Raw genomic sequence first — 13,283 nt, 5'->3', positions numbered from 1 at the left:
CTTCCGGACGCCAAGGAAGCGCAACCCGTTGGAGGAGCCCCGGGCATGACCGCCGACACCGCCGCGCATGAAACCTTCCGCAACGCCAACGCGCCGCTGGAAGACCGCGTCGAGGATCTGCTGGGCCGCCTGACGCTGGCCGAAAAGGTGGCGCTGATGGCCGGCTCGGCCGCCTTCACCCTGCACGGCGTCGAGCGGCTGGGCGTGCCCCAGGTGCGGGTGACCGACGGGCCGACGGGGGTGCGGTCCAACGAGGGCGAGGCGGCCACGGTGTTTCCTGTGGGCGTCGCCATCGCCTCCACCTGGAACCCGGAGCTGACCCGCGAGGTAGCGCAGGCGATCGGCCGCGAGGCCCTGGCGCTGGACAACCGCGTGGTCCTGGCGCCGACCATCAACATCATGCGCATCCCCAACTGGGGCCGCAATTTCGAGACCTATTCGGAAGACCCGTTCCTGGCCGGGACCCTGGGGACGGCCTATGTGCGCGGCCTGCAGGACGAGGGGGTCGGCGCCTCGCTGAAGCACTATGCGGTGAACAACCAGGAGTTCAACCGCCTGACCGTCAGCGCCAGGGTCGACGAGCGGACCCTGCGCGAGATCTACCTGGCCGCCTTCGAGATGGTGGTGAAGGCCGCCAATCCGTGGACGGTAATGGCCTCGTACAACAGGATCAACGGGACCTACGCCACCGACAACCCCTACCTCCTGACCGAGATCCTCAAGCGCGAGTGGGGCTATGACGGGGTGGTGGTGTCCGACTGGGGCGCGGTCCACTCCACGGCCCCCGCCGCCAACGCCGGCAACGACCTGGAGATGCCGGGGCCGGCCCGCTGGTTCGGCGACAAGCTGCTGAAGGCGGTCGAGGCGGGCGAGACGCCGGAACACCAGATCGACGCGGCGGCCCGGCGCATGCTGCGCCTGATCCTGCGCACCGGCGTGCTGGACGGCCGCGATCCGCCGAAGGGCGAGCTGCGCACCCGCCGCCACCGCCAGATCGCCGCGCGCGCGGCGGAAGAGGCGCTGGTGCTGCTGAAGAACCAGGGCGAGCTGCTGCCGTTCGACCCCGCCAAGGTCAGCACCGTGGCGGTGGTCGGACCCAACGCCGCCGCCCGCCGCATCCAGGGGGGCGGCTCCTCGCAGGTGCGCGCCGGCCGGCAGATCTCGATCCTGCAGGCGGTGCAGGACCTGATGGCGGGACAGGCCGAGGTCGTCCACGCCGACGGCGGCGACAACGAGCCCGTGCCGCCCGCGGCCAGGCCCGACATGTTCAGCCCGGACAACGCCCGGGGCCAGCCGGGACTGACCGTCGACTATTTCGCCGAACGCGGCTTCGAGGGCGCGCCCAGCAAGCGCCAGGTGGAACGGCAGATCGGCAAGCTGGTCTCCATGAGCGCCATGGGCCTGACCGGCTCGGGGGTAGGGGCGCTGCGCTGGAGCGGCTGGTTCTGGCCGGAGAAGGACGGCATGCACGAGCTGTCGCTGCGCGCGCCGGGACACGGCCGCATCCTGCTGGACGGCCAGGTGATCGTGGACCCCGCCACGCCGGGCGCGGTGGATGACTGGGACGTCGGCGGCATGCGCGTGGAGCGACGCACGGGCCGGGCGACGCTGAGCGCCGGTCGCGGCTATCCGATCAGCATCGAATATGTCCGCCCCGAGAGCCTGAAGGGCGTGACCTGGGAGCAGGTGATCGTCGGCGTGCGCCAGCCGCGCGGGTCGATCGCCGAGGCCGCCGAGGTCGCGGCCGGGGCGGACGCGGCCATCGTGGTGATCGGCGCAGCCTCGATCAGCGAGGGCGAGGGCTACGACCGTCGCGACCTGGAGCTGCCGGGCGACCAGAACGCCCTGGTGGAGGCGGTGCTGGCGGCCAATCCCAACACGGCCATCGTGTTCACGGGCGGCAGCCCCTACGCCTTCCCGTGGATCGATCACGTCCCCGCCATGCTGTGCGCCTGGCTGGGCGGCGAGGAGGGGCCCGACGCGGTGGCGCGGGTGCTGTTCGGCGCGGCCGAACCCTCCGGCCGCCTGCCGGTGACCTTCCCGCGGCGGATCGAGGACACCCCGGCCTGGCCCTACTACCCCGGAGGCGAGGAGGCGGACTACGGCGAGGGCCTGTTCGTCGGCTATCGCCACTACGACCGCGCCGGCGAGGCGCCGATGTTCCCGTTCGGGTTTGGTTTGACCTACACGCGCTTCCGGTACGCCGACCTGAAGGCGCCCGAGCAGGTGAGGGCCGGGGATCCCGTCACGGTAACGTTCACGCTGAAGAACGAGGGCCAGCGTCCCGGCAAGGAGACGGCCCAGCTGTACGTGCGCCCGCGCGGCCCGGCGGTCGAGCGGCCGGTGAAGGAGCTGAAGGGCTTCGCCAAGGTGGCCCTGGCGCCTGGGGAGAGCCGCACGGTGAGCCTCACCCTGGATGCGCGCGCGTTCAGCTACTACGACCCGGCGCGCAAGGCCTGGATCGCCGACAAGGGCGCCTACGACCTGCTGGTGGGCTGCTCGGCGGCCGATATCGAGCTGCAGGCCACGGTCCGATTGGAGTAGGCGCGTCTCACTCGAAGGTCTGCGCGACCTGTCGCGTGGTGGCGCCGGCCTCGATGCGGCGAAGCTCGGCGTAGGTGGAGGTGATCACCGACAGGGTGACCACGCGCACCAGCACCGCCAGGATTGGCGTGACGATGAACTTGATCAGCCGCTCCTGCATGTCCGCCGGGCCGGCCGTGGCGATCAGCACGCCCAGCACGCCGCCGAACACGATCGCCAGGCCGACGACGATCAGCGTCATGATCCCCAGGATGGCCAGCAGCCGCCAGCGCGAGCCCTTGCTCAGGTCGAGGCTGCGGCGCAGGGCGCCGGCGACGGTGGTGTCCTCGATCACCAGCAGCGGGGTGGCGACCAGCCAGACGGAGGCCAGGAACAGGCCGGGCGCGATCAGCAGCACCAGACCCAGCACGATGCCGACGCCGGCCACCACCTGCACCATGAAGATGCGCGCCAGGCGGCGCAGCGCCCCGCGGATGGCGCCGGCCGCCGGCGGCTCGGCGCCGCCGCCGCTCAGGGCGCCGTAGAGGATCAGGCCCGCGGCGCCGTCGAACACCATGCCGGGCAGCGAGGCGAGGAAGTTCCAGAAGCCGTACTCGGGATCGGGAAACTTGCCGGGGGCGAAGCCCAGCAGCACCTGCGGCAGCAGCAGGAAGAACACCGCCACGATCAGCAGATCGCCCAGCCGCGCGCGGCCGGCCGAAACCGCCCCCGCCAGCACCTTGCCGATGTCGAGGGAGTCCCTCGGCCCGATCTCCAACGCCATACTGTGTCTGTCCCCCGCAGAGCGCCGGCGCGCCGCCCCCGGCTCTATCGCGTCGCGGGCTGGGTGGCCAGTCGGCGTCGTCGCGGCAACCTCCCCTCGCGTCAGTCTCGACAGCCCCCGCCGGCCGGCGTCAGGGTGCCGCCGAAACGCGCGGCCGACCGTGCGAGGGAGACGTTTCGAGGCCCAGGATGAATTTCGAATTCTCAGACGACCAGAAGGCCTTGAAGGAGCAGGCCCGCCGCTTCCTCGACGCCAAGGCCCCCACGGCGGCCGCGCGCGCGGTGCTGGAAGGCCCGCAGTCCTACGACGCCGCCCTGTGGAAGGGGCTGGCGGAAATGGGCTTCCTGGGGGTGGTGATCCCCGAGGAATACGGCGGCCTCGGCCTCGGCTACCTGGAGCTGTGCGTGATCGCCGAGGAGATGGGCCGCGCCATCGCGCCGGTGCCGTTCTCGTCGTCGGTGTTCCTCGCCACGGAGTTCCTGCTGGCTGCGGGCTCGGACGCGCAGAAGGCGGCCTGGCTGCCGAAGCTGGCCTCCGGCCAGGCGATCGGGACCTTCGCCCAGGTCGAGGGCCTGGGCGGCGTGTCGCCCAAGTCGATCCAGGCGCGGCTGGACGGCGGCAAGCTGACCGGGACCAAGCGGGCGGTGGCGGACGGCGACATCGCCGACCTCGCGATCGTCGCGGTGCGCACCGCGCCCGGCCAGGACGAGCGCGGCCTGTCGCTGGCGCTGGTCGACCTGACGGGGCCCGGCGTCACCCGCACCGTGATCGAGACCATCGACCCCACCCGCAGCCACGCCGACATCGTCTTCGACGGCGCGCCGGCCGAGCTGCTGGGCGAGGCGGGCGAGGGCTGGAGCCTGATTTCCAAGGTCTTCGACCACGCCGCCATCCTGACCGCCTTCGAGCAGATCGGCGGCGCCGACCGGGCGCTGGAGATGGCGCGCGACTACGCCCTGGAGCGGATGGCGTTCGGCCGGCCGATCGGCTCGTTCCAGGCGGTCAAGCACATGCTGGCCGACATGTACGTCTCGGCGACCCTGGCGCGGTCGAACGGCTACTACGGCGCCTGGGCCCTCTCCACCGGCGCGCCGGAACTGGCCGAGGCGGCGGCGTCGTGCCGGGTGGCCGCGACCCAGGCCTTCCAGCACTGCGCCAAGAACAACATCCAGGTGCACGGGGGCATGGGCTTCACCTGGGCCTTCGACTGCCACCTGTTCTACCGCCGCTCCAACCTGCTGGCCCTGAACCTGGGCAGCCTGTCGCAGTGGGAAGACGCCCTGATCCAGCGCATGCGTGCGCGCAACGCCCCCGCGGCGGCCTGACGGGAGAGCCTCAGATGAATTTCGACGACACCCCCGAGGAAGCCGCCTTCCGCGCCGAGGTCCGCGCCTGGATCGACGCCAACGCTCCCCGCGAGCTGGAGCCTGAGCTGAAGCGCGCCGGGTTCGGCGGCAACGGCGTGACCAGCGTCGACCCGATGGTCGCCGCCAAGGCCTGGCAGAAGAAGAAGGCCGAGGCCGGCTGGGCCTGCCTGCACTGGCCCAAGGAATACGGCGGCCGGGGCGCCACGCCGATCCAGCGGGTGATCTGGCAGCAGGAGGAGGGCCCCTACGGCGCCCTGGGCGGGGTGTTCATCATCGGCCACGGCATGTGCGGCCCGACGGTGATGGCCTACGCCTCCGAGGAGCAGAAGCGCCGCTACCTGCCGCCGCTGGCGGCGGGCGAGGAGATCTGGTGCCAGCTGTTCTCCGAACCGGCCGGCGGCTCCGACCTGGCCGGCCTGCGCACCAAGGCCGAGAAGGCCACCGACGGCTCCGGCGACTGGATCATCAACGGCCAGAAGATCTGGACCTCGGGCGCCCAGTACTCAGACATGGCGATCCTGATCACCCGCACCGACCCCACCGTGCCCAAGCACAAGGGTCTGACCATGTTCTTCCTGAGCATGAAGTCGCCGGGCATCGAGATCCGCCCGATCAAGCAGGCCAACGGCCAGTCGGGCTTCAACGAGGTGTTCTTCAACGACGTGCGCATCCCCGACGCCCAGCGCCTGGGTCCGGTGGGCGGCGGCTGGGGCGTGTCCCTGACCACGCTGATGAACGAGCGCCTGTCGATCGGCTCGGGCATGTCCACCGGCTTCCCCGAGCTGTTCGACCTGTGCTGCCGGCTGGAGACGCCGAACGGCCTGGCCATCGACGACCGGGCGGTGCGCTCCAAGCTGGCCACCTGGGCGATCCGCACCACGGGCCTGAAGTACAACGGCTTCCGCTCGCTCTCGGCGATCTCGCGCGGCGAGACCCCGGGGCCGGAGAACTCGATCGGCAAGCTGGTGGCCGGCGCCACCATGCAGGACATCGCCGCCTTCGCCCTGGACCTGCAGGCGCAGATGGGGATCGTCAACGATCCGGAGCTGTCGGCGGCCAACGCCCGCTTCCAGGCCATGCTGCTGCGCTCGCCGGCGACGCGGGTGGAGGGCGGCACCGACGAGATCCTGCGCAACATCATCGCCGAGCGGGTGCTGGGCCTGCCGGCGGACGTGCGGGTCGACAAGGACGTACCTTTCAACCAGATCCCCACCAGCGGCCGCCAGGCGGCCAAGAGCTAGGGAGGCCGGCCGCATGGACTACGAGACCCTGATGGTCGATCAGCGCGGCGACGCCCTGTGGGTGACGCTGAACCGGCCCGAGCGGCTGAACGCCCTCAGCCGCCAGCTGGTGGAGGAGCTGCGCCACCTGTTCGTGGAGCTCTACTGGCGCCACGACATCCGCGTGGTGGTGCTGCGCGGGGCGGGCGCCAACTTCTGCGCCGGGCTGGACCTGAAGGAACGCGACAACTCCAGCGGCGCCGAGCGCGGGCCGGGCGCGGGGCTGATCGGCCAGCGGCGGATCAGCGAGATCGTCATCGCCATGCGCCGCTGCCCGCAGCCGATCATCTGCCTGTGGGACGGATCGGCCAGCGGGGGCGGCTTCGCCCTGGCGCTGGCGTCGGACGTGCGGATCGGCACGCCGCGGGCGCGGGGCAATGCGGCCTTCATCAAGATCGGCCTGTCGGCGTGCGATATCGGCGTGTCGTACTTCCTGCCGCGCATGGTGGGCGCCTCGGTGGCGTCCGAACTGATGCTTACCGGCCGGTTCCTGGGGGCGGAGCGGGGGCTGGCGCTGGGCTTCTTCAGCGCCATCGTCGAGGCCGACCAGCTGGAGGCCGAGGGCCAGAAGTTGGTGGCCGAGATGCTGCTGACCACGCCGCTGGGCCTGCGCCTGACCAAGGAGGCGCTGAACCACGCCCTCGACGCCAACGGCCTGGAGGCGGCGATCGCCATGGAGGACCGCAACCAGATCCTGTGCGCCCAGGGTGAGGACTTCGGCGAGGGCGTGCGCGCCTTCCTGGAGAAGCGGCCGCCGGACTATCCCAAGGCCCGCGCCGAACGCGAGGCGGCCAGGCGATGACGGTGCGTCCATGAAGGCCGTCCAGGCGCAGGCGCTGAACAGCGTCGCCGACTACCACCTGGTCGACCTGCCCACCCCCGAGCCGGGGCCGGGCGAGGTGCGGATCAAGGTGGCGGCCTGCGGGGTCGGCTATGTGGACGCCCTGGTCTCGCTGGGCCGCTACCAGGTCAAGCCGCCGGTCCCGCACATCCCGGGCGGGGAGGCGGCGGGGGTGGTCGACGCCGTGGGCGAGGGCGTGAGCGGCCTGGCCCCCGGCGATCGGGTGATGGCCCAGGTCGGCGGCGGCTTTGCCGAGTACGCCCTGGCCCGGGCGCCGGCGGTGGCGAAGATCCCCGACGCCATGAGCTTCGAGGCCGCGTGCGGCTTTCGCATCAACTACATCACCGCGTTGCACGGCCTGCGCGACCGTGGCGCGCTGCAGCCTGGCGAGCGGCTGCTGGTCAGCGGCGCGGCCGGCGGCGTCGGCGCGGCGGCGGTGCAGCTGGGCAAGCTGCTGGGCGCCCAGGTGATCGCCTGCGCCTCCAGCGAGGACAAGCGCGCCTTTGCCCAGGCGCTGGGTGCGGATCTGGCCATCGACACCGCGCCCGAGGGCTGGCGCGACCGGCTGAAGGCGCTGACCGAGGGCAAGGGCGTCGACGTCTATTTCGACCCGGTGTGCGGGCCGCTGTTCGAACTGGCGTTCCGCTCCATGGCCTGGGGCGGGCGGCATCTGGTGGTCGGCTTCGTCGGCGGTCCGATCCCGGCTTTGCCGGCCAACCTGACGCTGATGAAGGGTGCGGCCCTGGTCGGCGTCGACGTGCGCCAGTTCATGCTGTTCGAGGCCAGGCGGGCCCAGGCGCACCTGGCCGAGCTGCTGGGCTGGGTGGGCGAGGGCCGGCTGGCGCCGCCGGTGGGGCGGGTGTTCGCGTTCGACGACTTCGCTGCAGCGTTGGAGTTCGCCCTGTCCGGCCAGGGATTGGGCAAGACGGTGCTGAGGGTGGGGTGAGCCGGCTCTCCGCTGGAACCCCCATCCCGGCCTTCGGCCGTACTTCCCCCAAGGGGGGAAGAGAGACAGCGCTGAAGCCCGCACATCCGTTCTCTTCCCCCTCTGGGGGAAGTACCCGCGAAGCGGGGGAAGGGGGCTCCAGCTAGGCAGCGCCTACGCCACCTCCGCCGCCCGTTCGCCCTCCGCCAGCAGGCGCGCCATGGCCTCGAACAGGGCGGCCGCGCGGATCGGCTTGGAGAGGTGCTCGTCGGCGCCGGCCTCGCGGCTGGCGCGCACGTGCTCGTCCATGGCGTTGGCGGTCAGCATGATCACCGGGGTGCGGGGCGCCCCCGCGGCGCGTTCGCGTTCGCGCAGCAGGCGGGTGGCGGTCAGGCCGTCCATCTCCGGCATCTGCATGTCCATCAGCACCAGGTCGTAGGGCCCGGCGGCGAGGCGCTCCAGCGCTTCCGCCCCGTTCTCGACCGTGTCGATGTCGACGCCGGCGGCGCCCAGGATCAGCTGGATGACCTTCTGGTTGGTCGGATGGTCCTCGGCCAGCAGCACCCGGGCGCCCGCGAGGCTGATCGCGTCGCCCTGGTCTGCGGACTCGGCCGCCGCCGGCCCTGCCGCATGCTCCAGCGGCAGGGTGAAGCTGAACCGGGAGCCCTTGCCGGGCTCGGACGTGACGTCGATGCGCCCGCCCATCAGCTCCACGAGCGAGCGGCTGATGGCCAGGCCGAGGCCCGTGCCGCCATATCGCCGGCGGATGGAGGCGTCGGCCTGCTCGAAGCGGCGGAACAGCCGCGCCCTGACCTCGTCGTCGAAGCCGATGCCCGTGTCGGTCACGGCAAAGCCGATCACGCCCGCCTCGGCGGTGACCTCCAGCCGCACGGAGCCCTCGCCGGTGAACTTCACCGCGTTGCTCAAGAGGTTGGACAGCACCTGGGTCAGCCGCACCGAATCGCCCATCCACTGGCCCTCGGCGGCCGGGTCGATGCGCCAGGCCATCTCCAGGCCCTTGCTCTCGGCCGAGGCGCGATGCAGCTCCGCGATGCGGCGCACCACCCCCTCCATCGAGAAGGCCTCGCGGGCCAGGGTGATCTCGCCGGCCTCGATCTTGGAGAAGTCGAGGATGTCGGTCAGCACCTGTTCCAGCAGGCGGCCGGATGAGACGATCAGTTCGGCCAGCTCGCGGCCGTGGGCGGTGGTCTGTTCGGCGGCCAGGCTCTCGGAGATGGCGATCACCCCGTTCAGCGGCGTGCGCAGCTCGTGGCTCATGTTGGCCAGGAAGCGCGACTTCTCGGCGTTGGCCTTCTCCAGCTCGGCGGTGCGCAGCCGGACCCGCTCCTCCAGCGAGGCCAGGGTCTCGCGCACGGTGTCGCGTTCGCTCTGCAGGGCGCGGGCGAGCACGCCGATCTCGTCCTGGCGCTCGGTCTCCGGCAGCCGGGCGCAGCGGTCCAGATCGCCCTCGGCGCCGGCCTCGCTGGCCTCCGCCAGGCGCTCCAGCGGCAGGACGATGGCGCGCCGGGCCAGGGCCACCACCAGGGCGGTCTGCAGGGCGGCGGCGATCAGGCCCACCAGCAGCACCCAGGACGCCGACCTGGCGGCCGAGGCGGTCATTGCCGACTTCGGATAGCTGACCAGCAGGAACCAGTCGGGACCGGTCAGGCGGCTGAAGGCGACGATGTTGGCCCCATCCGGGCTGGTGATCACCCCTTCCGGCCGATCCGTGGCCTTGATGGCGGCGATCAGCGCCTTCAGGCCCAGCTGCCGCTCGTAGCGGGCGACGGTCTCCGGCGAGGCGCGACCCGGCGTGGCGAAGCCGGGATAGGCGATCAGCTCCGCCTTGTCGGTGACCACCAGGTTGGAGGCGCCCGGCAGGGTCTTCTTGATGGCGTTGAGGAAGAAGCCGGTCAGGTCCAGCGACGAGCCGAACGAGCCGACGTACTGGCCGTTCACATAGGCCGGGGTGATGCAGCCGGTGGCCAGCCGCTCGCCGTGGTTGTCCTGGATCAGCCGCTGCAGGTTGGTGCAGCGGGTGGCGCGGCCGGGGTCGTTGGCCGGCAGGGTGATGCGGGCCATCTCCTCGTGGCTGACGTCCAGGTCGGCGGGCGCGTCGTGGCGGTAGAACATCAGCCGGTCGGGCCGGTCGGGGCCGAACATCACCAGCCGGGTCTTCGGCGTGAAGAAATAGAAGTTGTCGTAGTCGGCGTGCATAGACTGGCCGAACTCGGAGACCACGCCGAAGGCCGCCGCCAGCACCTTCTTCTCGTCGGGGCTCATCGTCCCGGCGTCGCGGAGGAAGCCGCCCATGCCGTAGGTATGGTGCCCCTCAGCGCCCAGACGGCCGTCGAAGTCGGCGGGCCGGGTGCGGCGGGTGCCGTCGGCCTGCAGCGGATAGTGCAGGTCGAGCAGGCGTTCGGTGGTCGCGGGATCCAGCATCGCGACCCGCCGCGCCAGGGCCTGGCCGGCTTCCTGGTGGTGGCTGGCCAGGTGCGAGAACCGCTTGTCGATGTTGACGCTGCGCTCGCGGACATAGTCGCCGAGGAAGCCGATCTCGCGCCGTTCCAGTTCGCGCTCGAACACCAGGAATCCGCCGATCGAGGCCAGCGCCGTCACCGCCAGGGAGGTGATGGCTAGGCCGATCAGGAATCGCCGGGAAAGGGAACGCTTGACGCGCAAAGCCAGGAAGTCCGCCAAATTCAGGGGCTTCACCGTGAACGAGAGTCATTGAAGGGCGGTTTACGTTGGGAATCGCCTTGCCAGGCCGCTTGACGACCGCCGTTCCGCGAGGCCAGAACCCGCGCTTTCGCCCGTCGGGGCGCAGCGGGCGGCGGTCGGTCCGCCACGGGGGCAGGCCATGGCCGGGCGCCAGGCAGTGCTGGGGATGGAGAACGGCGCCTTCCACTACGGGGCGACGCCGGTGTTTTCCGATGTCAGCTTCCTGTTGGACGACGCCAAGACCGCCCTGGTCGGCGAGAACGGCGCCGGCAAGTCCACCCTGCTGAAATGCCTGGCCGGCGAGCTGGAGCTGGACCGCGGCCAGGTGGTGCGCTCGCGGGGGCTGCGCGTGGGCTCGCTGCCGCAGGACACGCCGCCCGAGCTCGCCGACCTGACCGTGCGCGAGGTGCTGCGCCAGGCGCTGGAACGGGTGGGGCAGGGGGACGACGACTGGCGCATCGACGTGCTGCTGGACGAGATCGGCGTCGCCTGGGAGACGGCGGAGGGGCGCTTCGGCGCGCTCTCCGGCGGCTGGCAGCGGCTGTTGCTGATCGCCGCCGCCGCGCGGCTGGAAGATCCGGACATCCTGATCCTGGACGAGCCGACCAACCACCTGGACCTGGGTAACATCAATGTCCTGGAGCGCTGGCTGACCCAGGACTTCGACATTCCCATGCTGATCGTCTCGCACGATCGCGAATTCCTGAACCGGGTGACCGACCGCACTCTGTTCCTGCGCGCCGACGGGGTGCACGCCTTCAGGACGCCGTTCTCGGTGGCCCGGGAGGAACTGCTGCGCCGCGACGCCACCGCCGCGCACCACCGGCGCCTGGAGGAGAAGGAGATCCGCCGGCTGGAGGCCGCCGCGGCGCGCTACAAGGTCTGGGCGGTGAAGAACCCGGGCCTGAACAAGCGCAAGAACGCCATCGAGACCCGCATCGCCCACATCGAGGCCGACCGCACCCAGACCTACCAGGCGCGCGAACGGCGCCTGGAGCTGGCCGACGGCGAGATCGAGGCCAAGGTGGCGCTGCGGCTGACGAACGTGACCGTGAAGACCCCGGACCAGGCCCGCACCCTGATCAGCATCGACCGGCTGGCGATCGGGGCCGGCGAGCGGGTGGCGCTGCTGGGCGTCAACGGGGCCGGCAAGTCGACCCTGCTGAATGTGCTGGCCCAGGCGTTCGACCCGGACCTGGAGCACTACGACGGTCAGGCGCCGATCCGCTTCAATCCGGCGACCCGGCTGGTCTATTTCGACCAGGCGATGCGCGACCTGCCGCTGAAGACCTCGCTGCTGGACTATGTGGCCGCCGCGCCCGACGCGGTCGAGAAGGACGCCATCAAGCTGCTGGCCCAGGCCGGCTTCGCCTTCAGCCGCATCCGCGAGCCGATCGGCGTGCTCAGCTACGGCGAACGCTCGCGGCTGATGTTCCTGCGCATGAAGCTGGAGAAGCCCAACCTCTACCTGCTGGACGAGCCCACCAACCACCTGGACATCGAGGGCCAGGAGGACCTGGAGGCGCAGCTGGAGGAGACCGACGTCTCCTGCCTGTTCGTCAGCCACGACCGCTATTTCACCCGCGCGGCCGCCACCCGGTTCCTGGAGATCCGCAAGGGCCGGCTGGTGGACGTGGAGGACCCGGAGGCGTTCTTCGCCGCGCAGGGCGACTAGCCGGCGGCGCCGGCCTGTCCCGTCCCATTCCTCTGTCATCCCGGAATCCGCGCAGCGGATATCCGGGACCGCGGCAGGCGCAAGCGCGCGCTACGGCTGGCGGGCGACGGCGTTTCCGGCGGTCCCGGATAGGCCGCTGGCGCGGCCTTCCGGGATGACAGTTGGAGGTGAGGCGGCGTGCCCGCCCGCGCCGCTACGCCTGGTGCTGTTCGCGGATGATCTCGTGGTGGCGGATCACTTCCTTGACCAGGAAGTTCAGGAACTTCTCGGCGAACTCGGGGTCGAGGTCGGCGGTCACCGCCAGCGATCGCAGGCGGGCGATCTGCTGCGCCTCGCGGGTGGGATCGGCCGGCGGCATGGTCAGGCGGGCCTTCAGTTCGCCCACCTTGCGGGTGCATTTGAACCGCTCCGCCAGCAGGTGGATCACCGCCGCGTCGATGTTGTCGATGGAGTGGCGCAGCTCCAGGAGCTCCGCGGGGGTCTGATAGGTCTCGGTCATGGCGGCCCTTCGTTGCGGTCGAAGCCGGCGAAGGTCAAGCCCGCGCGCGCGGCCGGCAGCCGCGAGCGAACATGAACGGCGGCCAACTTCGACGTCAGAACGGGTTCAGGGGCGGCGGCGCAAGGTGCGTTCATCGACAGCGCCGAGGGTCGGTTCCACGCGGCGCGCCAACGACTTCAAAGGAGGTCATCATGAGCATCAAGGCCATCGCCCTGGCTAGCATCGCGGCGCTGAGCGCCGTTTCGGCCGCCGCCCCCTCGTTCGCCCAGGACTACCGCGGCGGCGACTACGGCCGGCCGTACCAGAGCTGCCACGAGCAGAAGTCGTCCAACGGCGCCACGGGCGCGGTGATCGGCACCATCTTCGGCGCCATCGTCGGTTCCAGCGTCGCCCACCACGGCTCGAAAACCGCGGGCGGCCTGCTGGGCGCCGGGCTCGGGGCCGCGGCCGGCAACGCCATCGGCCGCAGCTCGTCCAGCTGCGACACGCGCTACGGCTACGGCGCCCGCTACGACGGTCGCTACGAAAACCGCTACGACGGCCGTTACGACGGCCGTTACGAAGGCCGCTACGACGCGCGGTGGAACGGCGGCTATGCGCCGTCGCGGGACTGGAATGCGAGCTATGGGTACGACGGCGGCCGCGGCTACGGCCGGTGGTAGCGGCCG

10 protein-coding genes are annotated in these 13,283 nt (G+C 71.2%); 7 read left to right on the top strand and 3 right to left on the bottom strand.

The genetic code is table 11. The features are described 5' to 3' along the window. The first annotated feature begins 45 nt into the window (after positions 1-45). Entirely contained in the window at positions 46-2,544 is a 2,499-nt protein-coding gene (locus ACO2Q3_RS01960) for a glycoside hydrolase family 3 C-terminal domain-containing protein (protein ID WP_423304709.1), read from the top strand. A 7-nt stretch (positions 2,545-2,551) separates the two neighbouring features. On the opposite strand, the gene ACO2Q3_RS01955 is transcribed toward ACO2Q3_RS01960, so the two are convergent. Further along, positions 2,552-3,307 (bottom strand): glycerophosphoryl diester phosphodiesterase membrane domain-containing protein, encoded by a 756-nt coding sequence (locus ACO2Q3_RS01955; protein WP_423304707.1) that lies wholly within the window; start codon positions 3,305-3,307, stop codon positions 2,552-2,554. A gap of 188 nt (positions 3,308-3,495) precedes the next feature. Between ACO2Q3_RS01955 and ACO2Q3_RS01950 the strand changes: the two genes are divergently transcribed. The 4 genes from ACO2Q3_RS01950 to ACO2Q3_RS01935 are packed head-to-tail and all read left to right on the top strand — an operon-like array spanning position 3,496 to position 7,741. Beyond that, the gene (locus tag ACO2Q3_RS01950; RefSeq protein ID WP_423304706.1) at positions 3,496-4,632 is read left to right on the top strand and encodes an acyl-CoA dehydrogenase family protein; all 1,137 of its coding nucleotides are present in this window, start codon (positions 3,496-3,498) and stop codon (positions 4,630-4,632) included. 14 nt (positions 4,633-4,646) lie between these two features. Then, complete coding sequence (locus ACO2Q3_RS01945) at positions 4,647-5,915, top strand: acyl-CoA dehydrogenase family protein (RefSeq protein ID WP_423304705.1); 1,269 nt, start codon at positions 4,647-4,649, stop codon at positions 5,913-5,915. Positions 5,916-5,928: 13 nt separating this feature from the next. Then, a complete protein-coding gene (locus ACO2Q3_RS01940) occupies positions 5,929-6,756 on the top strand; it encodes an enoyl-CoA hydratase/isomerase family protein (protein WP_423304704.1) in 828 nt (275 codons plus the stop codon). 10 nt (positions 6,757-6,766) lie between these two features. Next, on the top strand, positions 6,767-7,741 hold the full coding sequence (locus tag ACO2Q3_RS01935; protein WP_423304703.1) for an NADPH:quinone oxidoreductase family protein: 975 nt from the start codon (positions 6,767-6,769) through the stop codon (positions 7,739-7,741). Positions 7,742-7,894: 153 nt separating this feature from the next. Here ACO2Q3_RS01935 and ACO2Q3_RS01930 read toward each other — a convergent pair whose 3' ends face one another. Next, positions 7,895-10,420, bottom strand: a complete 2,526-nt coding sequence (locus ACO2Q3_RS01930; RefSeq protein WP_423304702.1) for an ATP-binding protein — start codon at positions 10,418-10,420, stop codon at positions 7,895-7,897. 160 nt (positions 10,421-10,580) lie between these two features. On the opposite strand from ACO2Q3_RS01930, the gene ACO2Q3_RS01925 reads away from it, so the two are divergent. Then, positions 10,581-12,116, top strand: coding sequence for an ABC-F family ATP-binding cassette domain-containing protein (locus tag ACO2Q3_RS01925; RefSeq protein WP_423304700.1), 1,536 nt, complete (start codon positions 10,581-10,583; stop codon positions 12,114-12,116). Between the two features lie 193 nt (positions 12,117-12,309). Here the strand turns inward: ACO2Q3_RS01925 and ACO2Q3_RS01920 are convergent, their stop codons facing one another. Further along, positions 12,310-12,615 (bottom strand): chorismate mutase, encoded by a 306-nt coding sequence (locus tag ACO2Q3_RS01920; protein ID WP_423304698.1) that lies wholly within the window; start codon positions 12,613-12,615, stop codon positions 12,310-12,312. Between the two features lie 191 nt (positions 12,616-12,806). Between ACO2Q3_RS01920 and ACO2Q3_RS01915 the strand changes: the two genes are divergently transcribed. After that, a complete protein-coding gene (locus ACO2Q3_RS01915) occupies positions 12,807-13,277 on the top strand; it encodes a glycine zipper domain-containing protein (protein WP_423304697.1) in 471 nt (156 codons plus the stop codon). Positions 13,278-13,283 lie beyond the last annotated feature (6 nt).

Source organism: Caulobacter sp. KR2-114 (assembly GCF_049446115.1).
Taxonomy (GTDB): domain Bacteria; phylum Pseudomonadota; class Alphaproteobacteria; order Caulobacterales; family Caulobacteraceae; genus Acaudatibacter.
The sequence above is the reverse complement of the archived record's forward strand: the minus strand, read 5'-3'. Positions and strand labels throughout refer to the sequence as shown.

Coding starts and splice junctions, on each gene's coding strand:
- ACO2Q3_RS01950 (WP_423304706.1), top strand. CDS start 3,496: ATGAATTTCGAATTCTCAGACGACCAGAAGGCCTTGAAGGAGCAGGCC.
- ACO2Q3_RS01940 (WP_423304704.1), top strand. CDS start 5,929: ATGGACTACGAGACCCTGATGGTCGATCAGCGCGGCGACGCCCTGTGG.
- ACO2Q3_RS01920 (WP_423304698.1), bottom strand. CDS start 12,615: ATGACCGAGACCTATCAGACCCCCGCGGAGCTCCTGGAGCTGCGCCAC.
- ACO2Q3_RS01960 (WP_423304709.1), top strand. CDS start 46: ATGACCGCCGACACCGCCGCGCATGAAACCTTCCGCAACGCCAACGCG.
- ACO2Q3_RS01925 (WP_423304700.1), top strand. CDS start 10,581: ATGGCCGGGCGCCAGGCAGTGCTGGGGATGGAGAACGGCGCCTTCCAC.
- ACO2Q3_RS01955 (WP_423304707.1), bottom strand. CDS start 3,307: ATGGCGTTGGAGATCGGGCCGAGGGACTCCCTCGACATCGGCAAGGTG.
- ACO2Q3_RS01935 (WP_423304703.1), top strand. CDS start 6,767: ATGAAGGCCGTCCAGGCGCAGGCGCTGAACAGCGTCGCCGACTACCAC.
- ACO2Q3_RS01945 (WP_423304705.1), top strand. CDS start 4,647: ATGAATTTCGACGACACCCCCGAGGAAGCCGCCTTCCGCGCCGAGGTC.
- ACO2Q3_RS01915 (WP_423304697.1), top strand. CDS start 12,807: ATGAGCATCAAGGCCATCGCCCTGGCTAGCATCGCGGCGCTGAGCGCC.